Annotated in this window: 26 protein-coding genes and 1 other RNA gene; 9 read left to right on the top strand and 18 right to left on the bottom strand. The window is 35.6% G+C overall.

Features of this window, described 5'->3' with window-relative positions; all coding sequences use genetic code 11:
- Nucleotides 1-245: 245 nt before the first annotated feature.
- Nucleotides 246-515, top strand: coding sequence for a hypothetical protein (locus P3T75_RS04920; RefSeq protein WP_016171648.1), 270 nt, complete (start codon nt 246-248; stop codon nt 513-515).
- Between the two features lie 146 nt (nt 516-661).
- Here the strand turns inward: P3T75_RS04920 and P3T75_RS04915 are convergent, their stop codons facing one another.
- Entirely contained in the window at nt 662-1,039 is a 378-nt protein-coding gene (locus P3T75_RS04915) for a YxeA family protein (protein WP_282462356.1), read from the bottom strand.
- A gap of 468 nt (nt 1,040-1,507) precedes the next feature.
- Between P3T75_RS04915 and P3T75_RS04910 the strand changes: the two genes are divergently transcribed.
- A complete protein-coding gene (locus tag P3T75_RS04910; RefSeq protein WP_206904649.1) occupies nt 1,508-1,765 on the top strand; it encodes a heavy metal-binding domain-containing protein in 258 nt (85 codons plus the stop codon).
- An 81-nt stretch (nt 1,766-1,846) separates the two neighbouring features.
- On the opposite strand, the gene P3T75_RS04905 is transcribed toward P3T75_RS04910, so the two are convergent.
- Together P3T75_RS04905 and gdhA are read right to left on the bottom strand one after the other, a co-directional pair.
- Nucleotides 1,847-3,193, bottom strand: a complete 1,347-nt coding sequence (locus tag P3T75_RS04905) for a glucose-6-phosphate isomerase (RefSeq protein WP_282462355.1) — start codon at nt 3,191-3,193, stop codon at nt 1,847-1,849.
- A 117-nt stretch (nt 3,194-3,310) separates the two neighbouring features.
- Nucleotides 3,311-4,660, bottom strand: a complete 1,350-nt coding sequence (gdhA, locus tag P3T75_RS04900; RefSeq protein ID WP_230709048.1) for an NADP-specific glutamate dehydrogenase — start codon at nt 4,658-4,660, stop codon at nt 3,311-3,313.
- Between the two features lie 124 nt (nt 4,661-4,784).
- Between gdhA and P3T75_RS04895 the strand changes: the two genes are divergently transcribed.
- Nucleotides 4,785-6,047 (top strand): BaiN/RdsA family NAD(P)/FAD-dependent oxidoreductase, encoded by a 1,263-nt coding sequence (locus tag P3T75_RS04895; protein WP_206904657.1) that lies wholly within the window; start codon nt 4,785-4,787, stop codon nt 6,045-6,047.
- A gap of 260 nt (nt 6,048-6,307) precedes the next feature.
- Here P3T75_RS04895 and ybaK read toward each other — a convergent pair whose 3' ends face one another.
- From ybaK to P3T75_RS04880, 3 genes are read right to left on the bottom strand one after another with little or no spacing between them, the layout of a single operon-like run.
- Nucleotides 6,308-6,793, bottom strand: coding sequence for a Cys-tRNA(Pro) deacylase (gene ybaK / locus P3T75_RS04890; RefSeq protein WP_206904671.1), 486 nt, complete (start codon nt 6,791-6,793; stop codon nt 6,308-6,310).
- Between the two features lie 6 nt (nt 6,794-6,799).
- On the bottom strand, nt 6,800-7,555 hold the full coding sequence (gene aroD / locus P3T75_RS04885; RefSeq protein ID WP_206904673.1) for a type I 3-dehydroquinate dehydratase: 756 nt from the start codon (nt 7,553-7,555) through the stop codon (nt 6,800-6,802).
- Between the two features lie 53 nt (nt 7,556-7,608).
- Nucleotides 7,609-8,778 carry a class I SAM-dependent rRNA methyltransferase gene (locus P3T75_RS04880; protein ID WP_282462354.1) on the bottom strand — a complete coding sequence of 390 codons (1,170 nt, stop codon included), beginning with the start codon at nt 8,776-8,778 and terminating at the stop codon, nt 7,609-7,611.
- Nucleotides 8,779-8,987: 209 nt separating this feature from the next.
- Here P3T75_RS04880 and P3T75_RS04875 point away from each other — a divergent pair, with 209 nt between their 5' ends.
- From P3T75_RS04875 to P3T75_RS04865, 3 genes are all read left to right on the top strand, one after another.
- On the top strand, nt 8,988-11,099 hold the full coding sequence (locus P3T75_RS04875) for an LTA synthase family protein (protein WP_230709055.1): 2,112 nt from the start codon (nt 8,988-8,990) through the stop codon (nt 11,097-11,099).
- A gap of 107 nt (nt 11,100-11,206) precedes the next feature.
- Nucleotides 11,207-11,938, top strand: a complete 732-nt coding sequence (locus P3T75_RS04870) for a hypothetical protein (RefSeq protein ID WP_282462353.1) — start codon at nt 11,207-11,209, stop codon at nt 11,936-11,938.
- Between the two features lie 95 nt (nt 11,939-12,033).
- Entirely contained in the window at nt 12,034-12,519 is a 486-nt protein-coding gene (locus tag P3T75_RS04865; RefSeq protein WP_230709056.1) for a hypothetical protein, read from the top strand.
- Between the two features lie 267 nt (nt 12,520-12,786).
- Here P3T75_RS04865 and P3T75_RS04860 read toward each other — a convergent pair whose 3' ends face one another.
- Genes P3T75_RS04860 through P3T75_RS04850 form a run of 3 tightly spaced genes read right to left on the bottom strand, consistent with a single transcriptional unit; the run spans nt 12,787 to nt 15,317 of the window.
- The gene (locus P3T75_RS04860; protein WP_282462352.1) at nt 12,787-14,250 is read right to left on the bottom strand and encodes a sensor histidine kinase; all 1,464 of its coding nucleotides are present in this window, start codon (nt 14,248-14,250) and stop codon (nt 12,787-12,789) included.
- Nucleotides 14,250-14,966: a response regulator transcription factor gene (locus tag P3T75_RS04855; protein ID WP_206904686.1), complete on the bottom strand. Its 717-nt coding sequence runs from the start codon at nt 14,964-14,966 to the stop codon at nt 14,250-14,252. The genes P3T75_RS04860 and P3T75_RS04855 overlap by 1 nt, the downstream gene beginning before the upstream one ends.
- Nucleotides 14,967-14,975: 9 nt before the next feature.
- A complete protein-coding gene (locus tag P3T75_RS04850) occupies nt 14,976-15,317 on the bottom strand; it encodes an SdpI family protein (RefSeq protein WP_206904688.1) in 342 nt (113 codons plus the stop codon).
- A 387-nt stretch (nt 15,318-15,704) separates the two neighbouring features.
- Between P3T75_RS04850 and P3T75_RS04845 the strand changes: the two genes are divergently transcribed.
- Both P3T75_RS04845 and ssrA read left to right on the top strand, forming a co-directional pair.
- Nucleotides 15,705-16,475 carry a Cof-type HAD-IIB family hydrolase gene (locus tag P3T75_RS04845; RefSeq protein WP_282462351.1) on the top strand — a complete coding sequence of 257 codons (771 nt, stop codon included), beginning with the start codon at nt 15,705-15,707 and terminating at the stop codon, nt 16,473-16,475.
- A 75-nt stretch (nt 16,476-16,550) separates the two neighbouring features.
- Nucleotides 16,551-16,914, top strand: a transfer-messenger RNA (tmRNA) gene (ssrA, locus tag P3T75_RS04840).
- Nucleotides 16,915-17,117: 203 nt separating this feature from the next.
- Here the strand turns inward: ssrA and P3T75_RS04835 are convergent.
- The 3 genes from P3T75_RS04835 to P3T75_RS04825 all read right to left on the bottom strand — a co-directional run bounded on the left by P3T75_RS04835 (nt 17,118) and on the right by P3T75_RS04825 (nt 19,366).
- The gene (locus P3T75_RS04835) at nt 17,118-17,876 is read right to left on the bottom strand and encodes a hypothetical protein (RefSeq protein WP_282462350.1); all 759 of its coding nucleotides are present in this window, start codon (nt 17,874-17,876) and stop codon (nt 17,118-17,120) included.
- 568 nt (nt 17,877-18,444) lie between these two features.
- Nucleotides 18,445-18,672, bottom strand: coding sequence for a hypothetical protein (locus tag P3T75_RS04830; protein WP_206904693.1), 228 nt, complete (start codon nt 18,670-18,672; stop codon nt 18,445-18,447).
- 223 nt (nt 18,673-18,895) lie between these two features.
- On the bottom strand, nt 18,896-19,366 hold the full coding sequence (locus tag P3T75_RS04825; RefSeq protein ID WP_206905317.1) for a GAF domain-containing protein: 471 nt from the start codon (nt 19,364-19,366) through the stop codon (nt 18,896-18,898).
- Nucleotides 19,367-19,515: 149 nt separating this feature from the next.
- Here P3T75_RS04825 and P3T75_RS04820 point away from each other — a divergent pair, with 149 nt between their 5' ends.
- Nucleotides 19,516-20,583 (top strand): endonuclease/exonuclease/phosphatase family protein, encoded by a 1,068-nt coding sequence (locus P3T75_RS04820; protein WP_282462349.1) that lies wholly within the window; start codon nt 19,516-19,518, stop codon nt 20,581-20,583.
- A gap of 94 nt (nt 20,584-20,677) precedes the next feature.
- Here P3T75_RS04820 and P3T75_RS04815 read toward each other — a convergent pair whose 3' ends face one another.
- The 6 genes from P3T75_RS04815 to P3T75_RS04790 form a co-directional block, all read right to left on the bottom strand.
- Nucleotides 20,678-22,192 carry a helix-turn-helix domain-containing protein gene (locus P3T75_RS04815; protein ID WP_282462348.1) on the bottom strand — a complete coding sequence of 505 codons (1,515 nt, stop codon included), beginning with the start codon at nt 22,190-22,192 and terminating at the stop codon, nt 20,678-20,680.
- Between the two features lie 195 nt (nt 22,193-22,387).
- Nucleotides 22,388-22,585 (bottom strand): hypothetical protein, encoded by a 198-nt coding sequence (locus P3T75_RS04810; protein ID WP_282462347.1) that lies wholly within the window; start codon nt 22,583-22,585, stop codon nt 22,388-22,390.
- Entirely contained in the window at nt 22,582-22,953 is a 372-nt protein-coding gene (locus tag P3T75_RS04805; protein WP_282462346.1) for a TetR/AcrR family transcriptional regulator, read from the bottom strand. Before P3T75_RS04805 ends, P3T75_RS04810 begins: the two co-directional genes overlap by 4 nt.
- Nucleotides 22,954-23,214: 261 nt before the next feature.
- On the bottom strand, nt 23,215-24,351 hold the full coding sequence (locus P3T75_RS04800) for a helix-turn-helix domain-containing protein (protein WP_282462345.1): 1,137 nt from the start codon (nt 24,349-24,351) through the stop codon (nt 23,215-23,217).
- Nucleotides 24,352-24,386: 35 nt separating this feature from the next.
- Nucleotides 24,387-24,704: a hypothetical protein gene (locus tag P3T75_RS04795; protein WP_282462344.1), complete on the bottom strand. Its 318-nt coding sequence runs from the start codon at nt 24,702-24,704 to the stop codon at nt 24,387-24,389.
- 524 nt (nt 24,705-25,228) lie between these two features.
- Nucleotides 25,229-26,620 (bottom strand): L-cystine transporter, encoded by a 1,392-nt coding sequence (locus P3T75_RS04790; protein WP_282462343.1) that lies wholly within the window; start codon nt 26,618-26,620, stop codon nt 25,229-25,231.
- Between the last annotated feature and the right edge of the window lie 92 nt (nt 26,621-26,712).

Here is a 26,712-nt window from a genome sequence, read left to right as displayed (position 1 = left end):
TAATAGTATTATCGCTATCTTTTTTAAAACTGCAACAAAAAATTTAACACTTTTTAGCCAAAATGAAGGTTCAGAATTAATTTTTAGCTGCTAATTTTAGCTTGATTCTAGTTTGTTCATTATTAATTTTACATGATACATGTAAGATATTTTTTTACTTGAATTTTTCTTTGAACTTCTTTCATGCAGGATTGTGCAAAAACCTTTATAATGATGAAAGAACATTTTAGATGAGGTGAAAAAAAATGGAAGAATTCGAAGGGCTGCTAGTAAAAACTGTCCTTTTACAAGAACAACCTATGCGCCTATCCTTAATCAAATTGGCTAAAGATGGTGAAATTACCGAAGGAATTATTAAAGATCGCTATCTTTCTAACTATATTTTTCGATTACCTAATAATAAATACACACTAAAAGTCACTGGCAAACGCAACCAACGCAATCAACTGGTTATTAAACATATGCAAATAAAAAATGTTGATGACTACATTAAAGTTATTGGCACGCCAGAATAATTTGAAACGGTCTTTATAAACGTAAAGCTCCCAAGCCTAAAATTGCGGCTTTGGGAGCTTTTTTTATTCGTATGATTTAAAACTTCACGAGGATTAAAGTATCCTGTTAGTTAGTATCTACTCGATATTGGCTACTTTACTCAGCATCACTCAATCACAGCCAAGGCTGCTTGCGGAATATCGGTTTTTTTGACTTCTTCATAGGTTTTGACAAAAGCCCCTTTATTTTTCAATTTCAAATAGTGACCCTTTTTTAATTCTGAGATTCCTGAAAATTCAATTGTGCGTTTATTACCTTTTTCATCAGCAGCCACTTGACGATAACGAGCCGTTCCGTATCCATTTACTTCTTCAGGCTGCGTAGTCTTCACATAGACATTCCCCTCTTTAACAAAAGGATTCACACGATCAACTATTTGAGCAAACTCCCCAGAAGCATCATCTGAAAATACTACCGCGCCCCCAATTAACACACCTAAAATTACGGATACGCCTACTACACCTTTGATTAATCGTTTTAACATATATTTGCAACTCCTTTAATTGTTTTTCTTGATGTATTTATCATAACGGGTTGCAAGTAGAGAAGTATCGTACTTTAGACTTAGTTTTCCTAACACAATTGTCACCTCTGGGATAACTTTGTAAGATTTAAGGAGGAATTAAGTTTTTTAGCGATCTTTAGTTTATTCTTTTAGTGGGCGAGTTTTGGTGCTTTATTCAAAGGTAACTTGCGACGATAAGTTATCTTTTTTGAGAGGCAGGTTTTATTCCTGTCGTCCACGTTATTTGCTTTTAGCATCACGATTTATTAACATCAAAAGCTGCCGCTAGAATCAAATGCATTCAAGATGACAACCTAAAGAGCTGATCGACAAAATATAAAACACGGTTTGTAAATCAAATGATATTTTTTTCCTCTATTTTAGCTACTGATACTTTTTCTTTAATCTGTTACACTAATTAAAAACTTATGTTTGGAGCGATTTAGAATGATTACATCTACCCTTTCGTATTATCCCGGTAAAAAAGTAGTTAAAGATTTGGGCATTGTATACGGTTTTGACGATAAACTACGTCCAGTTCGAGCTGTTGCCGCCGTCTCAACATATCTAGATCAAGCGCTAAAAGATATTGAAAAAAGTGCTGAGATACTGGGAGCAAATGCTGTTTTAGGAATAAGCTTTGCGCTAACCGATAAAGCATTACCAACCGTAATGGGTACAGCAGTTGTTTTAGAAGACGCGTAGTTACTCGTTAATTGCTCAAAAGCTCGTAACCAGACAAAAAAAGACGACTGCATTTTAGCAGCCGTCTTTTTTGTCTTCTGATTATAGACGTTCGTTCAATTCTTTTGATAATTCTTCAAAGCCAGGTTTTCCAAGGAGTGCGAACATGTTTTTCTTGTAGGCTTCTACTCCGGGTTGGTCAAATGGATTAACACCATTTAAGTAACCTGAAATACCAACAGCGATTTCAAAGAAGTACATTAAATAGCCTAATGTGTATGCATCCATTTCTGGAATTTTTACTAATAAGTTTGGCACATCACCATCTGTATGGGCTAATAAAACACCTTCAAAGGCTTTTGTATTCACAAAGTCAACTTCTTTACCTTGCAAGTAGCCTAATCCGTCTAAATCTTCTTTTGTTATGGGGATTTTCACTGATTTACGCGGTTTTTCAACTTTAACTACCGTTTCAAAAATATTGCGGCGTCCTTCTTGAATGTATTGCCCTAATGAGTGTAGATCAGTTGAGAAGTTAGCACTAGAAGGATAAATACCTTTTTGGTCTTTCCCTTCAGATTCACCGAATAACTGTTTCCACCATTCAGAGAAATATTGCATACCTGGTTCGTAGTTAATTAGTAATTCAGTGACTTTACCTTTACGGTACAAAATATTACGCATAGCAGCATATTGATAAGCTTCGTTTTCTTCTAATTTATCCGAAGCATAATCTTTAGACGCATCTGCTGCACCTTGCATTAAAGCGTCGATGTCGGCGCCACTAGCAGCAATTGGTAATAAGCCCACCGCAGTTAAAACAGAAAAACGTCCGCCAACATCATCTGGAATTACAAAAGATTCCCAGCCTTCCGCATCAGCTTCAACTTTAACCGCACCTTTTTCTTTATCTGTTGTAGCGTAAATACGTTTGTTTGCTTCGTCTTGACCGTATTTATTAATTAATAATTCTTTGAAAACACGAAATGCAATAGCTGGTTCTGTTGTCGTCCCAGATTTTGAGATAACGTTAACTGAGAAATCACGATCGCCAATAACTTCAATTAAATCAGCCAAGTAAGTTGAAGAAATTGAATTGCCGGCAAAGAAAATTTGTGGAGCTGACTTGTCATTTGTATTCATGTAGTTGTAAAATGAGTGATTTAGAAAATCAATGGCCGCACGGGCACCTAGGTATGAACCACCAATCCCAATAACGACTAATACTTCTGAATCAGATTTGATTTTTTCTGCCGCTTTTTTAATGCGAGCAAATTCTTCTTTGTCATATTCTGTTGGCAAGTTAACCCAACCGATGAAATCACTTCCAGCACCAGTGCCGTTACGCAATGCTTCATGGGCTGCAGTGACTTGACTTTGCATGTAGCCTAATTCATGTTCATTCACAAATGGTGCTACTTTTGAATAGTCAAATTTAATATGTGACATTTAAGCTCCTCCTTGAAATGGATAAATTTAATACATGTATTACTTTACGTTTTTTATGCTTTTTTTTCAAGTAACTTACTGTAAGAAAAGCGCAACAAACCAACCTGTTTGCCAGCTTTAGACAAGTCCTTGTGCTAACATTGCTTTTGCTACTTTAGCAAAACCGGCAATATTGGCTCCCATCATTAAATTATCTTTCTTACCGTAACGTTCCGCCGTATCGCGACAATTTTGATAGATATTTAGCATAATCGCATCCAACTGGCGATCAACTTCTTCTTTACTCCATTGTTGGCGTTGTGAATTTTGCGCCATTTCTAACGCTGAAACGGCTACCCCGCCAGCGTTAGCTGCTTTGCCTGGGCAATAGAAAATATTTTGTTCAATAAAATATTCCGCAGCTTCCATCGTACATGGCATATTGGCACCTTCTGCGACTACCTTCACGCCATTATCAGCCATTAATTTTGCTTTTTTAATATCAATTTCATTTTGCGTAGCACATGGTAGGGCAATATCTGCTTTAACTTCACTATCCCAGACTGATTCTCCGTCAAAATATTGCGCATTCGAACGATTTTTAACATAAGCTGTTAAACGTTCCCGCTGAACTTCTTTGACCTCTTTTAATAAGTCTAAGTCAATGCCTTCTGGATCATAAACATAGCCACTAGAATCAGAGACAGTCACGGCTTTTGCACCAAGTTCCATTAGCTTTTCAATCGCATAAATCGCTACATTTCCGCTCCCTGAAACAATAACTGTTTTATCTTTAAAGCTGTCTTTTTTATCTTCTAATAAATGTTTGACATAATAAACGACACCATAACCGGTTGCTTCAGTCCGCCCCTTACTTCCCCAAAATTCCAAGGGTTTTCCAGTTAAAACCCCAGCATCGTATTGCTTTAAGCGTTTATATTGGCCAAACAAGTAACCAATTTCTCTAGCGCCAACACCAATATCTCCAGCTGGAACATCTGTATCTGGGCCAACGTGTTTGGCAAGTTCTGTCATGAAACTTTGACAAAAACGCATGATCTCATTATCAGATTTACCTTTAGGATCAAAATCAGCACCGCCTTTACCACCACCGATTGGCAAATCTGTCAAACTATTTTTAAAAATTTGTTCGAAAGCTAAAAATTTTAAAATACTTAAATTCACACTTGGATGAAAACGCAAGCCACCTTTATATGGTCCCAACGCCGAGTTGAATTGAATCCGGTAACCACGGTTTACTTGCCAATTTCCGTTGTCGTCTTGCCACGGTACACGAAATTGGATTACGCGTTCTGGCAACGTAATCAATTGTAGCAAATTATTTTTTTGATACTCATCATGTTCTGCTAAAAAAGGCTCAATGGTTGAGAAAAATTCATCTACAGCTTGTAAAAATTCTGTTTGATCACGATCTTTTTCGTGAAGACTTTGTTGGACTTGTTGAATATACTCTTTTGCGTTTGTCATAATTTCCCTCCAAGTAAAATATTTGTCACGTTTTTATTTTACCAAAAAACGTCCTTATCGTCAGAATTATTTGATAATAGAACAAACTTAAAAACTATGCTACACTTTTGCCAGAGGTGAAATCATGGAAAAAAATTACGATGTAATTGTGATCGGAGCAGGGCCGGCTGGCATGATGGCTGCCATTAGTGCAGCTGAAAATGATGCAGAAGTTTTATTAGTAGAAAAAAACAAACGCCTGGGTAAAAAAATGCTCTTAACCGGCGGCGGTCGCTGTAATGTGACAAATAATCGCCCCGTTGATGATTTAATTACCCACATTCCGGGTAACGGAAAATTTTTATATAGTACCTTTGCACAATGGAACAATACTGATATTATGGAATTTTTTAGCAGTCGCAATGTAGCGCTAAAAGAAGAAGATCACGGACGGGTATTTCCTGTTACCGACCGCGCTAAAACAATTGTCGATGCCTTATATGAAGAGTTAAAACGCCTTCACGTTACCGTTTTAACTAATACTAGCGTTACCAAGTTGGTTCATGATGACACACAAGTTTATGGGATTCGTTGTGATAAAGAAGAATTTAACGCACCTTGTATCATTATTACAACTGGCGGTAAAACCTATCCTGGAACTGGTTCTACCGGGGATGGTTATAAAATGGCCAAATCCTGCGGACATACGGTTACCCCTCTTTTTCCAACTGAGGCTCCATTAATTTCAGATGCTGCATTTATTCAAAGCAAAACTTTGCAGGGTCTATCCTTACAAGACGTTAAATTAAGTGTTTTAGCGGGCAAAAAAATTGTAACGAGTCATACAATGGATTTACTTTTTACGCATTTTGGTCTCTCTGGTCCAGCTGCTCTTCGCTGTTCCTATGCAATAAATCAAGAACTGCGTAACGGCGCCCCACATGTTCCAGTCTGCTTGGATTGTTTTCCTAAACAAACCAATGCAGAGCTGTTAGCGGACTTATCCTTACGATTGGAAACGAAAAAGAGCTTAAAGAATGCCTTATCACAGTGGTTACCAGAACGCCTATTGCAATTTTTTCTTAATCAATTAGATTTAAATGATATGACTGCTGACAAAGTGACCGTAGACCAATTGGAAAAATTAGTCTTACTTGCCAAAAATTTTGAAATTCCCATTATTCGTACTTTTGCACTGGAACGTGCTTTTGTTACTGGTGGTGGCGTAAATTTAAAAGAGGTGATTCCAAAAACTTTAGCAAGTAAACTTTGCCAAGGACTATTTTTTGCCGGTGAAGTATTGGACGTCAACGGTTATACAGGTGGCTATAATATTACAACTGCTTTATGTACAGGCCATGTAGCTGGCAAAAATGCAGCAGAAGTTGCCAGCTGGCAAAAATATTAATCAGAAAAGTGCGTAAACTTCCCCTAACGCTAAAATAAGTGCGAAATTTTTGGAGAGTTAAGGAAAAAAAGAGGTCGTTTGCAAAACTAGACATAAACAACCTGTTGTCATCAGGTGATTTATTCATGTGAAAACTTCATACTTTTCTGATGGCTTACAAAAAAACACGATGTCAGGTGTGTAAAAATCTCAAACTCAAGCTGTTAGATTTTTGCTCTAACTTTTTGAACTCGGGATAAGTCTGATATCGTGTTATTTATCTATTCGATTAAATCAACAAGTTCTCCTTGTACTAACCCTTCTAAATCCCCCACAGCAATTTCCAGTTGCAAGCCACGCTTGCCTGCAGAAATTATTATAGTAGGAAATGTTTTTGCTGTTTGATCAATAAAAGTTGGAAACAACTTTTTCATGCCAATTGGCGAACAACCACCTCGAATATAGCCCGTTGTTTGTTCCAAGTCTTTTAAATGTAGCATGTCAACTTTTTTATTGCCACTGGCTTTAGCCAGTTTTTTTAAATCCAGCTCATGATTACCTGGAATTACTGCGACAATTACACCGGTCTTATTGCCGATGGCTACCAACGTCTTAAAAACTTGAGCGGGGTTTTGACCTAATTTTGTCGCTACCTCTGCTGCGCCTAAATGATTTTCACTCCACTCATAAGAATACTCATGATAGGCAATCTTTTTTTGCTCCACCAAGCGAATAGCATTCGTTTTAACTACTTTCTTTTTTGCCACAACAACTCACTCCTCTAGTGACAAAGCCGCTAAAATTCGGGACATTTCTGTAATATCGATTTGCCCTGGTGCAGAACTTTCTTCTAATGCGGCAAATGTCATGACTGACCCCATCAACTCACCTGCAACCCGCGTAATTTTACCTAAATCCCCCATGGCAATTAAAATAAGCGGTACACTAGCTAAGCCCTGCATTTTTTGAGAAAGGCCCATAATTTGCAATACATCTTTTAAAGAATGGGGCATTACCGCAATTTTTCCAAAATCAGCATCAAATTGGCGCATTACGCCTAATTTCATGACTAATTCTCCATCAGCTGGCGTTTTGTCAAAATTATGGCTACTCAAAAGCAGTGCTGTTTTTTGTTTTTTTAACTGATTTAAAAAGCCTCGGCCTAAAAACTCAGCTCGCTCCAATTCCACATCAACAATATCAACCAAGCCGCTTTCGGCTACCGCAACATAAAGATTTTGGTATTCCCGTAACGATAAGTCAGCTTTTCCGCCTTCTTTTAATGTTCGGAAAGTAAATAGGAGAATTTTATCTTGTAACGCTGTCTTAAGATGAGATAAAACTTCTAATACAGCGCTTTGATTTGAAAAGTCTGTAAAATAATCCACACGCCATTCTACTACTTCACAAACTGAAGTTGCTGCCAATTGTGCTTGTGCTAAGAGTGTTTGACTATCTTTACCGGTAAGTGGCACACAAATTTTCGGCACGCCCTTACCAAAGGTTACATTTTTTAACGTAACTTGCATTTTTTTCGCCCCTTTTAACATTCATTTTCATTCTCAGCCGTAACTGAGGTCTGTTATTGTTTCACTTGATAAATTAAAACTTTCAAATAATTGCCCTCTAAAAATGTTTGGCTTATATGAAAATCAGCTGGCAAACGTTTGATGTCCAATAATTTGTAGTCAACCTTGGCAGTAACAAACTCTTTTTCAATCATCTGCTGGAATTTCTCTAAGGTAACATTAGCCGTATTGGCAGAGGCGATGATGATTCCTTCATCCGTCAAAATTGGCAGACTGTCAGCAATTAACTGACCGTAATTATTTTTTACTTTAAAAACCTGTTTTTTATTGCGGGCAAAACTTGGCGGATCTAAGACAATTACATCGTATTTCAACCCTTTTTTTAAAGCATAGGAAAAATAATTGAAAACGTCCATCACATGAATTTTTTGTGCTGCTAAGTCAAGTCCATTTACCTCAAATTGCTCCCTTGTTTTTGGCAAACTACGCTTGGCCAAATCAACGCTTGTTGTATGAAGCGCTCCCCCCATAGCTGCCGCGATTGAAAATGCTCCTGTATAACTAAACATATTTAAAACCGTTTTTCCAGCTGCTAGACCATCTACTAAAAGGCCCCGTACTTGTCGCTGATCTAAAAAGATTCCTGTCATTAACCCTTCGTTTAAATAGGTCGCAAAATTGACAGAATTTTCTTTTACAATTAACGGTTCTGGTGCTTTTTTGCCATATACATGTTGCGATTCTGGCAGCTCACTGTGAAAGCGAATCTTCTCATAGGCGCCTAAAACTTCCGGATAAATTTCTTTAAAGGCAGCGACAATTTTATTTTTTTCTTCATATAAAGTATCGTTGTACCAAGAAAAAACAACATAATGGTCATACCACTCGATTGTAATCCCCCCTAGCCCATCACCTTCACCATTAAAAATGCGAAATGCCGTCGTTTTTTCGTCATTAAAAAATGCTTGGCGAATTGCCTTGGCTTTAGCAAATACCTGAGTATAAAACCTGTGATCAATGGCTTCTTCTTGCCAAGTTAGCGCCCAACCGATACCTTTATTTTGTTTACCAAGATACCCCTTGGCCAAAAAATTGCCTTTTTGATCCATAAAGTCCACCCAGCCGGATTTCATTTTTAGATCTGTGGCAATATCATCTGCTTGAATTAATGGATAGTGTTGGCGTAATTTTTTAACGCCGAATTTATTCATTTGAATTTTCATACTTTCACCTGCTCTTCTTTCAAAAAAAGTATAGCAAAAATAACAGCATTTGTCTGTGCTTTATGAAGTTAAAGAATTACTTAATTAATTGGCCTTATCACAATTTCAATTGACAGAAAAAAATCAGATTAGTAAAATGTAAACAGTGTATATTTTCATTTTTTCATTACAGCTTGCAAAAGCAGACTTGGAAAAGGAAGGATAAAACAGTGAAAAATATTAAAACTCCCGCTTTCTTAAATAAACGGCTGGGCTTCTTTACCTTATTAGCCGTTCTTTTTTGGGCCAAAAACATTTTTGCCTATTTTGTTGATTTTAACTTAGGCATTGAAAGTATGCGTCAATACTTCATCTTATTCATTAATCCAATCGCGACAACTTTATTCTTGTTGTCCATTGCATTATATGTCAGACGCACAAAAGCTTCTTATATAACTATGATGGTGATTTACTTTTTGATGTCGTTATTGCTTTTTGCTAACGTTTCATATTACCGTGAATTCACCGACTTTATCACAATTAATACCATGCTTGGAGCTGGTAAAGTTGCTAGCGGTTTAGGTGAAAGTGCCATTCGCTTGTTCCGCCCTTATGATTTACTTTACTTCGTTGATATCTTGGTACTTGTTGCCATGTTATTTGCTAAAAAGATTAAGATGGATGATCGTCCCGTTCGCGCGCGGATGGCATTTGCTATCTCCACGTTATCTGTGATGATCTTCTCTGGTAACTTATTTTTAGCTGAAGTTGATCGCCCAGAATTATTAACGCGAACATTCTCTCGTGATTATTTGGTCAAATATTTAGGGATTAACGCTTTTACCGTTTATGACGGTGTTCAAACCTATCAAGCTTCTCAAGTTCGGGCCCAAGCAAGTGCCAATGACATGAAAGAAGCCCAAAGCTATGTCAAAAGTCATTATGCAGCACCAAATAGTGAATACTTTGGGATGGCCAAAGGCAAAAACGTTATTTACATTCATTTAGAAAGTACGCAACAATTTTTAATTGACTACAAATTAAAAGATGCTGAAGGTAAAGAACATGAAGTAATGCCATTTATCAACAGTTTATATCATAGCAAGAGTACTTTTAGCTTTGATAATTTCTTCCATCAAGTGAAGGCCGGAAAAACTTCGGACGCTGAAACATTAATGGACAACTCATTATTTGGTTTAAATCAAGGTGCTTTGATGACCCAATTAGGTGGAAAAAATACTTTCCAATCTGCGCCAAACATTCTAAATCAAACACTTGGATACTCCAGTGCCGTCTTTCATGGTAATGCCGGAACTTTCTGGAATCGAAATGAAACGTATAAACGTTGGGGCTATCAAAACTTCTTTGATGCTTCTTACTACGATGTAAATGACAGTAACTCATTCCAATACGGTTTACATGATAAGCCATTCTTTGAACAATCTGTTAAATACTTGGAACAATTGCAACAACCGTTTTATTCAAAATTTATTGCCGTTTCAAACCACTTCCCTTACTCACAATTTACAAATGATGAAGCAGGTTTCCCAATGGCGGATACAAACGATGAAACAATTAACGGCTACTTCGCTACAGCTAACTACTTGGATCGCGCAGTGGAAGAATTCTTCCATTACTTGAAAGCTAGTGGCTTATATGATAACTCTGTAATTGTTTTATACGGTGATCACTATGGTATTTCAACTTCACGGAATAAAAACTTAGCTGAACTATTAGGTAAAGATAAAGAAACATGGACAGGTTACGACGATGCTCAAATGCAACGGGTTCCTTATATGATTCATATCCCTGGTCAATCAAAAGGTGGTATTAACCATACTTATGGTGGTCAAGTTGATGCCTTACCAACCTTGTTACACTTATTGGGTGTGGATACCAAAGATTACATTCAACTAGGTCAAGACTTACTTTCAAAACAACACGAACAACTTGTAGCTTTCCGAGATGGTGATTTTGTTACTGACAAATACACTTATTACGGTGGAACGCTATACGATAACGCAACTGCTCAAGCGATTACTGCTCCAGATGAACAGTTGAAAACACAAGTTACAAAATGGAAAGATGAAGTTGGGAAACAATTAGCAACTTCTGATCAGATCAATAATGGTGATCTGCTACGTTTTTATACCGGTAGTAACTTAAAAGAATTAGATCCTGAAAAATTCAACTATAAAAATGCTTTGGATCAATTAGGCAAACAAGAAAGCAAATTAGGGAATAAATCAACTAGTGTCTATTCCGAACACGGGAATAAATCAACTCAAGATTTATACCAAACTAAGACCTACAAACAATACGAAGCAGAAGGTCATAAATAATTTATAAAAAGAAGTTTCGGTTTTTAACCGGAACTTCTTTTTTTTGCAAAAACAACTTCATACTTTATTCAAACTCACCTCGTATAATTTTTTATGAGGTGAAAAAGATGCGGACAGTTCATTATGCAGTTGCCAGTTTACGTTACCATAAAAAAATCTATCTTCCTTATTTTATCGTACTAGTTCTTTTGACTGTCGCACTATTTTTTGCACTGTGTTTAGTCAATTCAGCTCAGGCCATTTACTATGGTCTCCAAGATTTACTTGCCAACAACCCAATTAATGAAAATAAACAATGGAGCGCCTCACTCCAATTTTTCTTTACACAAATGAAAAATATTTACTGGTTGGTGGTGTTAGGAACAGTCAGTTTGCTAACGCTGTTTACCTTCTTGTTTTCTGGTCATGCTTTTACTCGCCGCAAACGAGAACTACAGACTTTTTTTACTTCAGGTCGCTCTCATTTACGAGTTGCATTGCAAATTGCTTACGAGTTTGTTTTACCCGCGCTTTTCATTGTTGGCTGTCTAATTTGCCTTGTTTTGATTTTCCAGCCACTAGTACAACGCCTTTGCGAATTGATTCATACCCATACTGCACAAATCATTCGATCCAATGATTTAGCAAATCTAAATAATAATATAAAATTTGGAGTCCGCTTACCAAAGGACTACCCGCTTTTAATTCAGACAGTTTTCATTAGCAATCGTGATTGGCTACAGATTTTTACTAAAACAGCTTGGCAAACGTTACTTTTATTGCTAATTAACTTTGGTATTGGGTTACCCCTTGGGGCTTTATTAACCAAAATACGCTTATTAAAAAAGAGCATAAATTGATTCGTCATGATTCCATCATTAAGAAGCTATTGAAGTCAATAATTCTTATTTAGTTTGCGCAAAGGCTATTCATGTAAAGTAAAGGAAGTGTTTTTATGGAAAAAATTAGCCAACAAAATTTTAAAGTTTTTTATGGTAGGACGTTATCAGAAGCCCAGCAAAATTTTCAGCGAGAATTACAACGTCTCACAGCAGATGTTGGCAAAATCAGCTTAACTCCTGATTTTATTCCTTACCTTTCGATAACTGAAAATCTATTAATGGGCTTTCCCAATAAGTTTTATAAACAAAAAATTACCGAGCTGCCCTTAGCCAAAGAACTTCAAATCACCGCTGGACTTTTAAACAAAGAAGTCGCAAGCTTAACTATGGTAGAAATCATTCAGTTACAGCTTTTTCGTGCTTTATTAGCAAATAATAAATTTATCTGTTTTGAAGATATCACCACCGCCTTAAATATCCCGCAACGTCAACAACTCTTCAACCTTTTTCGCGATTTGATTGAAAAAGATGACTTGGTAATCTATCTTCTTACGACCGATGAGGCATTAGTCGATAATTTAAAACAAGTAGAACTGTAAGTTACAGTTCTACTTGTTTTAAATTAAATAAGGCTTTAATAATATCCGCAGCTTTTAGTCATAAGGTAAGGAAATTATAATTGCTACTTAAATTTTTGAATTTTCGGCTTATGATCAATAAAAGCTAATTTGTAAAGGATAAGCTAGATAATTTAACGCAAAGAAATTTGTTGCTATAAAAATTTTATACGTTTCGAGTCGTTATAATTATAGTTATAAAAATAGGAGTAAATCCCGCAAAAGCTTCAAGGGGGATTTACTCCTATTTTATTTTTCTTTCGTATCGTCAACAATTTCAACATCTGGGAAAGTAATGGTAAATTTCGTTCCCTCATTTAATTTACTTTCAACTTTGATGGTCCCTTTATGAAGACGCACCAGCTGTTGGACAATTGGTAAACCTAAACCCGATTCACCAAATTTACGATTTTTTCGAGAAGGATCTGCTTTGTAATAACGATCCCAAATGTTACGTTGTTGTTCTTCGGTCATGCCGATGCCAGTATCTTGAATCTCTACGATCGTTTCTAAGTAGCCTTTTTTCAAATTCACATAAATATCGCCATCTTGCGTGAACTGAATGGCATTTTGAATGATGTTAACCACCACTTGAACGAAACGATCATAATCAGCATACACTTCGATGGGTTCTTTAACCTCAAAGTGCAGTTTATCTCCTGCCGCTTCAGCTTTAGCCTCTAATTGGGTTAAAATATTTTTTAAAGCTTCGGTACCATCAAATTTTTTGACTACAATTGAGATTTGATTGGTCCGGATTTTTTCATAGTCCAAATTTTCATTGACGAGACGTATTAAGCGTTCTGTTTCATTTTTCATCAAACGGACTGCATTTCCCTTTTGATTTTCAGGAATGGCGTTGTACTCTAGCCCCTCTAGTAAACCATTAATAGTAGTTAACGGAGTACGCATTTCGTGAGAAGCATCTGCCATAAACTGTTTACGCCGCTCTTCTTGCCGTTCGATTTCTTCTTGTGATTCCTTTAAAGAAACCGTCATTTTATTAAAATCATCTGCTAGTTCATCAAATTCATCTTTATCGTGAACGGGCAGCTGTACATCAAAATTTCCACTGGCAATTTCTTTAGTCGCCTTTTTCATGCGATTAATCCGCCGTACCTGCATACTAGCGTAAAAATAGCTGATGATTAATGCAATCACACTTGAAATAATAAAACCCTTAAACAAGTTCAAGGTAACTGCGTTCACGCTATCTGAAATGTTTTTTGCCGGCTGCGTCACAATTAGCGCACCGTAAAATTCCCCTTCTAAATTAAAAGGAACCATAGCATAGGAGGTAACTTCATGTTCACCAAATACATTGGTATCTGAAGTTTTTTTCTGTCGCTCGCCAGCTTTTAACGCCGTCCACTGCGTTTTGGTAATCGAAAAATGAACGTTAGCATTCGTGGGGTAGGTAGACTTGCCACTTTTATCCACAAAAACAAAATTAACGTCTTGTTGATTTAACGCAAGTTCTGTAAACATCAAAGAATTATGAAGACTTTCATCTGGCGTTGTAGCCCCAGCATTGGGCAACTCCGCATAGTTTTGCGCAGTTTTAGCCACCGATTCCGCGTAACCGAATAATTGCCGATAATTATTATCTTCCATGGTCTGTTTGGTCAATTGGGTAAAAGAAATACCAACAATTAATAAAATTACGGCAATTACGACCCAAAAAGCCATTAACTGCTGATAAAGGTAGCGCATTATGCCACCCCAGAATCATCAAATTTATAGCCAACACCCCAGACCGTTTGAATCACTTGTGGTCCTACTTTTTCAATTTTTTGACGCAATTTTTTAATATGAGCGTCTACTGTGCGCTCATCCCCAAAGTATTGGTAATCCCAAACTAATTCCAGTAACTGTTCCCGTGAAAAAACTTGACGCGGTTTTTTCGCTAAAGTATAAAGTAAGTCAAACTCTTTTGGTGTCAATCCGTCAATCAGCGTATCATCTAAATAAGCTTCTCTGGTTTTCGTGTTCATTTTGAAGTGTTTTGTGACAATATCAAAAGTCTCATCATCATCTTTTTCTGTAGCTACTTTTTCCGCCAACTCACTACGGCGATGTAAAGCCTTCATACGCGCAATCAGAGTCAATGGACTAAAGGGTTTGGTCACATAATCATCTGCCCCCATCTCTAAGCCAATCACTTGATCACTTTCTGAGTCTCTAGCCGTCAACATGATAATCGGTACAGTCTTGGAAATTTTACGAATTTCCCGCGCCACTGCCATTCCATCTAAACCGGGTAAATTTAAATCCAAGGTAATCATGTCCCAGTGTCCAGGTTGCGCCAAAAAAGCGTCTAAGCCTTCTTGCCCATCGTATTTAAAAGTTGCTTCCCAACCTTCATTTAGAAAAAACATCTGCATCATTTCTGAAACAGCTTCATTGTCTTCAATCATTAAAATATTCATTTTTGTCCCCTACCTTTCCTTCTCTTTTGCTGTATGGCGACGATCAAAACGCTGTAACAGTTCCTCTGTTCCAGCAAAAACACCAATAATCGGTAATGGAATTAAAAGCATTTCCGCAATAAAATAATTGGTATTCCCCGTTTCTTTTAGTAAATATCCAATCAATGTACAAAACAAGCCAATCCCTAATAAAAAAAGCCCATTTATTTTCTGAGCATACCGCCAATTTCCAACATTTTTCTTTGCTAAAATTGAGGGATAGCCATAAATTGGATTTGGCTTTTTCGCTGGAAATAAAAAGAAACAAAAGCCAATAACCAGCATAATGACGCCAACGTATAAAAAAATCACAACTGCTTCACTCCTTGCCCATAGTATAACTGAAATTTATAAGCAAGACCAACAACTTCACATTTTCTTCAAGCAAGCTTGCCGATTTTTTCACCCTTTGCTAAGAAAAATACAAAGAACACACTTTACATTTGACTGTTGCCTTTTATATGCGCCAATAACTGTTAAATGGCACTATCAAATCCATTTATAAATGGACTTTCTAAAAACTACTCCAATTTTCTATTTCGCTTACTTTTCCAGTAAAATTACTAGTAAGCCTGTGATTATTTTGCTAAAGTGATAAGGAAGATTAATTTATTTTTTGGTAGTTTGACTAAAACATATGACCTATGCCTTGTTATCTACCTCAGCTTTATTCAACTCGCAAAAAAAGGAGAAATGCAAATGACTTATAAAGCCACTGCTTTTTTTGATTTAGACGGTACTTTACTAGATGATAAATCGCAAGTCCGTCCTGAAATTAAAGAAGCCATGACACAATTAAAAGAAAACAACATCTTACCGGTAATCGCAACCGGACGAACTGAAGTTGAAGTTGCAGCGATTATGAAAGAAGCCAATATCGATAGTGATATTATTATGAATGGCGCCTTTATTCGCGTCGCTGGTGATATAATTTTTTCAGATGTATATGATAAAGAACTAATTAAAGAAGTTTACGATGCCGTTAAAGAAAACAACGATGTTATTTCTTTTTACAATGAAAAGGAAATCTGGTGTAATGCGCACAATGAATTTTTACTAGGTGCCTATGACTTTATCCACACCCCTGTTCCGCCTATTGATCCAGAAGGTTATTTAATCAAACCTGTTAACATGCTCCTTGTCTTAGGCCAAGACAATGACACCTATTACACGAGCCAATTTCCACAACTGAATTTTTATCGCAATACCCCTTTTTCTCTTGATACTGTTAAAAAAACTGTTTCAAAAGGTAACGCTGTAAAAATTCTGCAAGAAAAACTACAATTAACTGACGTTCCTTCTTACGCTTTTGGTGATGGCCCCAATGACTTAGCTCTTTTTGAGGCTTGTGATATTAAAATTGCCATGGGTAATGCAGTTGACGTATTAAAAGAAAAAGCTGATTTTATTACGAAAAAAAATACCGAAGGCGGCATTGTCCACGCCTTAAAACATTTTGAATTAATTTAGTAAAAAAGGTTGCCAGACTTTTCACAGTCTGGCTTTCATGTTATAATTATCTTTGCTGTAATGCCCTTTATTTTGGGGGACGTTACGGATTCGACAGGCATAGTTCGAGCTCGAATGGCGCTTCGTAGGTTACGGCTACGTTAAAACGTTACAGTTAAATATAACTGCTAAAAACGAAAACTCTTACGCTTTAGCTGCCTAAAAACAGTTAGCGTAGATCCTCCCGGCATCGCCCATGTGCTCGGGTAAGGGTCTCAAATTTAGTGGGATACACTAAGTTTTTCCGTCTGTAAAACTTAGCAGAGATTATCAGACTAGCAACGTAAAAAGCCTGTCTCTCGGCGTTTTACTAAGCGAATTTCAAAAGAGCGGACTATGAGCGTAGTCTTTTGGGTGGCGATGTGTTTGGACGCGGGTTCGACTCCCGCCGTCTCCATAAAAGAAGTGCAAAATCACAAAAGTGGTTTTGCACTTCTTTTTTTAATCTGCCAGTCATTTTTATTTGGCGCTTGTCATATCAATGAAACATGATTATAAAGTCGACGCCCTTAAAAAAACCATGCTCAAAAGAAGATCAACTCCTTTTAAGCATGGTTTATATAGATGATTATATTTTTAACAATAAAATGAAAACTAATTTTTCTAGCTCGCTTCCACTGAAGGAATAGCGTTATGCTCCAGCACTAGGTCTCTCACTTTTTTAATCTCAGCAAGAGAAGTAGTTGGAAACGAAAGAACAATATCTACATTGGCTGGTAAGCAGCGCAAAACTTGTCGCCAGTCAACAAAGCCACAATCTGGTGTTGTTATGACCGGTAATTCATTAATATATGTAACATCTTGCAAAAAAATTTCTGTGATATACTCTTTTAGCATGTCTACGGCAACTTGCTCATCTTCTCCAACAAAACGCCAATTTCCAAGATTAAACAGATAGCCTAGATTAATAGGAAGTACTTTAACTGCTAAAAGAAACTCTGCAATCTTATCGAGTCTTCCTGATGGATAAGCTTGATCGTTGGTTACTGTAATTGTAATGGCCAATGAATCTAATTTTCTAAGGGCTTTTAATCCAGCTGGGCTATAGTCACCAATAGTTAAAATTAGCTCTGTTGCTCCTAAATTTTTAGCTTCCATTAAATAATGCGGCACCATTTTATTTAACCGGCCCATTTTAAACAATTCATCTTCAATAACATAACTAATTTTTAATCCTAATTTTTGTGCCATGGCCGCTATTTTTTTTATTTCATCTGTTTTTGTTACTTCTTCAAGCATTTTGTGGTGAATAGTGATTCCTTTAAAACCCATTTTTTGCAAATCAATTAATAGTATTTCTTTTGTGTAGCCCATGCTTTCATCCAAAAAAGTTACATCAAATATAAGATTTGGAGCATTCACCTGTGTTGTCCTCCCAGTTTTAAAGCGTTTTTATATCCGTTATGGTAAACCGGTTACTTAAAAATGTCAAATTTGATAAAAAAACAAATATTTCCTTCAGTTTCTCTGCCAGTTTAATGATACCAATAGTCCAATTATTTTAACATGACAAAACAAAAAATATTTTTTTGCAAAGATTAATCTCTTTAACTAAATTTACGTTAAACTTAGTGCACTATTTCATACTGATTGTCCCGTAAAAAATGATTTATCCGCTGTTATATTTTTGTCACTTTTGTCTTAATTTTTGCCAAACTGTAAAAAAAGTTCATCATTATGTAATTCCTTTGCATGTTAAAATGATAAAAAAGGAGGTCTTTAATTTGGAAAAACTATTTTTTATCCCTTTTAACTGGATCTATTCTTTGTTGTCTTAAATAAAAAGTTAGCTCAGGTGTATGGCACCTCTTTAACTATCGCAGGCTAAACTATAAAAAGACTTCAAAAAGCAGCGTATTCTTACAAGCTACTTTTTGAAGTCCTTTTTTGATTTTTAGACTCCTGTTTTTTCTAAAAATCTTAGTTTGACTTAACTAAAGAAACATTCTACTTCAGCTTTGCCATAAACCTCTGAGTATTTCACAACAACTTTCCCAAAGCGTTCTTGAATTTCATCATGATCAACCAAATCATATTTTTCAACGCTTAATACTAGACAATTCTCCAATTTTTTAACAACTTCACCAATAACACGACGTTGTAGTCCGACTGGTTTACATTCATATACATGACCTAAACTAATATTATCTCTGTTCATTGTCTCTCCTTTTATAACCTTATTTTCATTATTTTATAATATAAATATACCATTATTTAATTATACTGCCAAGTATTTTTAACAAAAAAGACAAAAAAACTCTGAAAACAGCTCGTAAAGACTGTTATCCAGAGTTTTTTAAACTAATAAAAATTGAAAAGCATTAATTTTTAATGAATTGTTCTTCGTATCGTCTGTGTAATTTTTCTTTTAGCTACTTTGTTTATTGCATTAGTAGTTGTGCATATTCCTCTAAAAAATTTTGATCAATTTCATCGTAGCTACCTGTTTTACTACTATCAAGATCTAAGACTCCGATCAATTCATTATTCTTAACCAAAGGCACGACAATTTCAGACAGCGCAGCAGAGTCACAGGAAATATAATTTTCATGTTCTTTCACATTGGCTACGATAATTGTTTGTCGTTTTTGAGCGCTTTCACCACAAACACCCTTCCCCATTTGAATGCGGGTACAGGAAACGCGCCCTTGGAATGGTCCTAAGATTAACTGATCATCTTTAAAAAGATAGTAGCCAGAAAATACAGTATCCGGCAAAGTTTCCTTTAATAAAGCAGAAGAATTGGCGAGATTTGCCAATAGATCATCCTCGATTTCAAGTAATCCTTTTTGTTGCAGTAATAATAATTCATAAGCAGCTATTTTTTCTTCTTTCGTCCAAGCCACGCACATCACCTCTTGTTGGGGATTATACCCCAAACTGCTTGAAAATACTTCATTAAAGTTAACTCTAGTAAAAAAAATCTAAAAAATAATTCGTAAATTCAATCGTGTGACAGTTTTTATGATTTTGTGTAGGATAACTACCAGGAGGTAAGAAAATGAAAAAATGGTTGAAAATAATTTTACTACTCATAGGCACGTTTCTTTTAGTAGTAAGCGGATATTTAGGGTATGTCTTTTTGAGTTATCATCGTATTGCCGATAATGTAAATTTAAATGTCAAAGCCCAGCAAGAGAAAACCCTAGCAACAAACACAAATTACCGCGCACTAACGTATAATATTGGCTACGCTTCTTATCCACCGACTTACAGTTTCTTCATGGATGGCGGGACACAATCCCGGGCTGATAATAAAGGGATTGTTTATAAAAATCTGGCAGGAATTACCAAATCCGTAAAAAAACAAAAGCCAGATTTAGTCTTCTATCAAGAAGTTGACGAAAATGGTGATCGTTCTTATCACGTTAACGAAGTAAATTTGCTCCAACAAAAATTTGGTAACTATAATAGTGTCTATGGGGTAAACTATGACTCACCTTATCTCTTCTACCCTTTTTCTGAGCCCATTGGCAAAACAAAATCTGGCTTAGTTACGTTGAGTAAGAGTTCATTAATGCAGGCCAAACGCTACCAGCTGCCCATTGATAAAGGCGTCACAAAAATTTTAGACTATGACCGTGCCTTTACAGTAACAAAAACTCCTGTCAAAAATGGTAAAGCATTAGTCTTAATTAACATTCATTTATCAGCATATACCAAAAACAAAGCTATTCAAAATGCACAATTAAAAAAACTCACAGATTTTTTGACAACAGAATATGAAAAAGGCAATTACGTTTTAGTTGCCGGCGACTTTAATCACGATATTTTAGGAGATGCTCCTGCGGTTTTTGGCACTGCCAAAACGCCTTTGACTTGGACGCATCCTTTTCCAAAAGACAAGTTACCCAAAGGATTTCATATTCCCGTAAACAATTTAGCAACTGCCAAAGTTCCTTCTGCTCGAAATTTAAATGAGGCTTATAAAAGAGGCCACACCTTCGTGACTTTGATCGATGGCTTTATTGTTTCAGATAATATTGCGGTTAAAAATGTCGCAGTAGTAGATACAGATTTTGCTTATTCTGATCACAATCCTGTCACGCTTGATTTTCAATTGAAATAAATATTACTGGTATGCTTTTAAAAGACCGAATAATTTAAAAATAGCCACTGCTATCTTTAAAATAATTCGGTCTTTTTTACCGCTAAAACACTTTTTAAGACACCTTTTCCGCTAGTTCGGTCATATTTTCAGTTAATTCACTGACTTTTTCTTGTATTAAAAAAATATTGTGCCAAGACAAATACGAGTCGATATGTAGCACAGCCAAATTATCATCTAGTTTCACATCTTCTGTGGTTAAAATTAAGTCATAGTGGCTAATTTCTGTCATGAAGTCTTTTTCGGCTTGATTTCCTTGCACTATTTCAAAATTACCATAAATTTTTTTGGTAATCTGCATAGCTAAATAGCTTTCTGCGGTAGGCGACAAACTCGAAAGCAGCAAAATCTTAAGTCTCTTGTGACTTAATTTTATTTTTTCCATCCAATCTGGTACAAAGGTAATAAGCCAGTATACATAAGCAATAATGAAGTCTTTTTCAAAATAAAAATGATAGCTCGTGGCAATATCTGTTACTAATTGTTTAATTTTCTCTACACCAAAGGGATATGTTTTTGCCATTGCGACAACGAAATCTTTTTTATCAAGACGAAGAATATTTACACAAGTACCATCAGTTGCATAGAGAAAAGAAAAATTTTGCAAAATACAACTAAGCTCTATTTGTTCCTCTTTTGTTAAGGGTTTTGTCAACAGTCCACTAAACTTGGCAACCAGTTGCTGGTGAATGGCAAAATGAGTCTTGCCACGTTCGTTATTTTGCAAAATTGCTGCCAATTGATTTGTGTTCAAAATTAAGCTGTCACTATATAAAAGCCAAAATGAATCTTTGCAATTTTGCTCATCATAAGCAAAGTTAAAAGCTTGAAAAACCAACTGCTGAAATTGTGTTGCCACACTTCCTGTTGGTAATGCAATACCTTCATTTTGTAATTGCCATTTTGAGAAATGATGGTGATTTTTAATCCGCCATAAGCTAATGTATAAATTATAAACCAAACGATGAACAAAAATATGTTTTTGTAAAAAACCATTTTTTTGAAGAAACGCTTTTACAAAGTCGATCAACAGATTTTGTTGCTCTTTTGTAAGGGTTGGCAAACTAATTTCCAATTGATAATTTTTTTCTGAAAAATAACGATAATAGAGTTGCCGAATAGTACTTTCTTTTCCTTCCAAGCGTAAAGGGCGATGTTTTAATTCAACGCCGATTTCTTTTAGAGCAGCTTGAATTTTTTTCAAGTAACGTTGCGTATTGGAAACACTTAAATATAATTCTCCTGCCAGTTCGGTAATATTATCGTGCTGCTCGTATAATAAAGCCTCAAAAATCTGAAACTCCGAGGATCGCCGCAAAAATTCAGCATACAAACGACTAACGGAGGATGATTTTTGCATTTTAAGCTGATGTAATCCTTTATATTTCTCAATTTGTGCGATATCTTGTTCTTCATTAATTAGACGTATATCGTTTAATAAGACTGGTAATGAACATTGCAATTCCTTTATTAGCGTATCTGTTGGTAGTCCATATTGACTTTCATGTAGTAATTCTAATAAGTGTAAATGCCGTAGCATGCTTTTACTCAGTAGTGACCTTAAGTTCATCAAATCGCCCCTAACCCCATTTATTTCGTCTCTCTTTATTCAGAGTAGCAAAATACAGCTATTTTACAATCCTCCATCAAATAATAGTAAAGAAATCCCCCTTTATGAGATTTTTTTACCACAATAAAAAAGCCTTTTAGCTAGCAGATAGCCATTATTACAATTTGGCTACTTCTACTTTACTAAAAGACTTCATCAATTTTGTTTGGCGATATGTTGGGTTAGATTGTCTACTAAATCATTTAGTTGCAACAACATAACTTTTTCTTGCTGCACTTCAATGAAACGGCGATGGGTCAGCACACTTCCAATTAGAAGTAGAAAATACTGCTCTTGTAACTGCTGTTGCTGACTTGTAGATAACTGGCATAATTTGGGGTCTGCTTGAATCAAATCATAAAAGAATTGTTGGGAAATTGTTTGAATCGCACGACAAGTTGTGCTCTTTTTTTGGGATAAAAAAAGATATGTAAAAACAATTCATAACATTTCTGATTATAAACGACAAAATGTAAGGCAAAGTCGGCTAAACCATTCGCATAATCGACTTTTTCAAAACTTTGATTAATTTTGGCAAAATAATTGATGACCAATGCTTGTTTTAAATCATGCATCGAATCAAATTGTTTGTAAATTGGTTGGGTACTCATTTTCATATAGTCGGCTAAATTACGGGTCGTCAATTCATCAAAGCCATATGTCTGAACAAACTTTGCGGCTTTATCTAAAATCATTTTTTTCGTAAATTTTGTTTTCCTCATATAACTCCCCCTTATCTAATAAAATTCTAACAATTTAATAGAAATAAAAGTTCTGATTTTTTTACACCCCTGTAAAAATATTAGAAAAATCGGGAAACTATTTTTAAGCTACTAAAAAATCCAAAAGCTCAGACAATAAAACTTCGCTTTTGGATTTCTCAATTATCACAAGTATTTAAATGAAATTTAGCCGATATACAGCCAATAAGAGAATTCTATTTGTGCTAGGAGCTTTATCCTACTAATTTTAGCCTAACTTTTTTACCCTACCCGTTTTTGTTTTGTTTTTACATATTTCAAAATTTCTTGAATATTCAACTCCGGATGAGAAACATTAATATAAAACAATTGTTCTTTTTGAATTAAATCACCAATTTCATAATTACTTAATACGATATCAAAGTCACTACTGCTATTCCAAGCAGTGGCATATAGATTGGGATACTTATTCAGCTCATACAGATAATATTCCGTCATCTGCCGGGCCAAAAGTTGGTTGCCGACATAATAAATCCCCACATGATACAAGGCTTCTTTTTCTTCTTGTAAATATAAAAAGGCCCGTCCTAAATCACCCCGTAGCGGATCGGTGATCTTTTGATGAAAAAATAATTCTGGAAAGTAACTTTCTAATTGCAAAACAATCCCATCAAAATGTTTTTTTTGATTAATAGCTTCCAATTCCTCTAAATAGCGATTAAAGAAGATAGCTTGATCCATCATAATCTGTCCTTTTAGCAAAATATTTTGCCAAATCGACTTGATTACATTATAGACGACATAACTATTTTTAGTTGAGGTAGCTTCTGATAGAAAAAGAAATGTTTGCACAAAACGAAAGCTGACAAAGTTATGTCTTCGACCTAGATCTTTTAATTCTCTGAACAATAAAGAATCCGAAGAAGAAAAATGATGGCTCATGAAAAAGCAAATCAAGCGGCTCACTTCACTATTTTTTTGGGTCGGAAAATAAACTAAATGCTTATGGCATAAATTTTTTAAAATGCCAAAACTAGACATCTCCTGCACGCCACTAATAAAGCTCTCCCGATTACCTAGGTTGCGGATTTCCGCCACAAAATCAGCCTCAGTGGCTAGCTGATCTTTTCCTTGTTCACTGCGAATTTTCACGACCCATAAGTAGAGGGTCAATTCATGTAAAAAACAATGATTAACGCGAATTTCTAAGCATTGTTCTAAATCAGAAATAAACGCGGTCGGTAACAACTGCTCTTGTAATTGTTCAATCTTTGTAACAGGAAGTGTATGAAAAAAAAGAGAACTGAAAAAATGACGAATTTGCAATTCAGAACCTTGAATTTGATTATTTTTAATAACCAAATCAAATTCAAGTAATAATTGATTCAGTTCCTTTACCTCAGCATAATAAGTTGCCATACTTAACCCATTTAAATCGCAAAAATAGTTAACATTCACATTTTCACGAAAAAAATCTCTTTTAAAATCTTATACTTACGGGAATATTGCATCAAATATTTTGTAATAAAACTTAAATTCTGAGTTAAATCAATATGTAAATAATATTCATAGTTGGAAGCAGTCAGTTGGAACCCTTCCATATCCTTAAAAATTGCTTGAATATCTGCCACTAGTTTCAACAAGGTTGGTCTTGTCAGTGCTAATTTTTGCGCGACTGCTTTTTTAGTAGCACGATTTCCTCTTTGGGTCAGAAAACGGAGAAATTCCATAATTTTTTTATCCCAGTCATTTAGGAGTTCTCTTCTGTACATCGTATAACCTCTTCTCTAGCTTTAAAAGATAGTTGCTAACAATTGGTACTACCTTTTAAAAACACTGCCATTATATCATAGAGCATAAAGTAAAATTTCTAAAAAAGATAAAAAAGAAATATTATCACTTTTTTAGCCAAAAAATTTCAATAAAAATTATTTTCTACCAATTTGTTACAAAAAAGAAATTCGGCTTGATTTTCCATTCTAGCAAAAAGATATTCAGGAAACAATCCTTTTTAAATTTTTTCCACTCGGATTCCCCCATTTTTTCTAATACCTTTTTTTAATTGTGGAAAAAGATTGGCCTATTGTGAAACATCTCCGCAAGAAAAGAAACTTGCTTTTAATTTATCTTCGATAAGACAATGATAATTCTGCTATCTATTACATTTAAGTAGATTGCAATATTTTTTTGTGAAACATTTTTATTAAAACGAAATAAAACAGTAAGGATTAAACGCGTAAAGACAAAATAGAGTTCTCTATTTTAACTTTACGCGTTTTCCTTACTGTTTTTGTTATTATGCTTGGGTATCAATAACAGCGTCTGGATTTTCAAGGACGCTACGATCAATTTCTTTAATTCTTGTGGAAGTGACAATTCCTGCCACCATCGCATCACTGACATTAATTGCTGTCCGAGCCATATCAATAAGTGGTTCTACTGAAATAACCAAACCAACAATAGCAATCGGTAAATTCAATGCACCTAAGACGATCAACGAAGCAAAAGTAGCGCCACCACCAACTCCGGCAACACCAAAGGAACTAATCGTCACCACGGCGATTAACATTAAGACAAATTGGATACTAAAAATATCAATGCCGGCAGTTGGTGCAACAATTGTTGCTAACATCGCCGGGTAAACTCCCGCACAACCATTTTGTCCAATTGAGATACCAAAGCTAGCAGCAAAATTCGCAGTGGCATCATCCACTCCAAATGCCTTGGTTTGTGTCTCAATATTTAATGGCATTGAACCGGCAGATGAACGTGAAGTAAACGCAAAACTTAAAACTGGCAATGCTTTTTTCAAATAAGTAACTGGACTGACTTTGACAAAACTTAATACAAGTAAATGGACCAACATCACGACAATTAATGCACTATAAGAAGCCAAAATAAATTTGCCTAAGTTAACGATTGCCGCAAAGTCACTTGAAGCCAATACATTGGTCATTAAGGCAAAAACGCCATATGGTGTTAAGCGTAAAACCAAAGTTACAATCCGCATGACAATTTTGTAAAGACTGTCCATCAACTTTTCAAAAAATTCCGCTTCTTTTGGCGCTTTTCTTTTTACACCAAGATAAGCAACACCGACAAATGCCGAAAAGATTACAACCCCAATCGTACTGGTTGCCCGTGTGCCAGCTAAATCAGCAAAAACGTTAGTTGGAATAAAAGATAGAATCTGTTGTGGAATTGATAAGTTTTCCACTTGTGTCTGGCGTTGTGCCAATTCAGCAATGCGAGCAGATTCAGCTGCACCTTGCGTAAAAGAGGCGCCATCTAAATTGAATACCACAATACTCGTGTAACCAATTAACGCCGCAACAGCTGTTGTTGCTAAGAGCGTTGCCAAGACGGTAAAACTAATTTTTCCTAGCTTGTTACTTTCTTTCATGCGTGTAAAAGCACACACAATTGAAACAAAGACAAGTGGCATAACCAACATTTGTAATAAGCTTACGTAACCATTCCCGACAATTTGAATCCATTCTAAAGCACCAGCGGTCACAGCGTCTTTTGTGCCAAAAATTAATTGCAATAGTCCGCCAAAAACAATCCCAGCAAACAATGCCACAAAGACGCGGGTTGAAAATTTCAAGTGTTTTTGCTGTTGGCGCCAAAACACATAAAGCAGTGCAGCAAAAACCACCAATACAGCAATAATTAATAAAGTAGTCATCGAATACCCCCAAATAATTCCTCTAACATCACGTTAAGATTATCTACTTTCTTTAAAAAAGAATTTCGATTTACTTATTATAAGTTAGTTTA

This window comes from Enterococcus montenegrensis (assembly GCF_029983095.1).
GTDB classification, from domain to species: domain Bacteria; phylum Bacillota; class Bacilli; order Lactobacillales; family Enterococcaceae; genus Enterococcus_C; species Enterococcus_C montenegrensis.
Note: the sequence above shows the minus strand (reverse complement) of the source record. Positions and strands in the feature narration are given on the sequence as shown.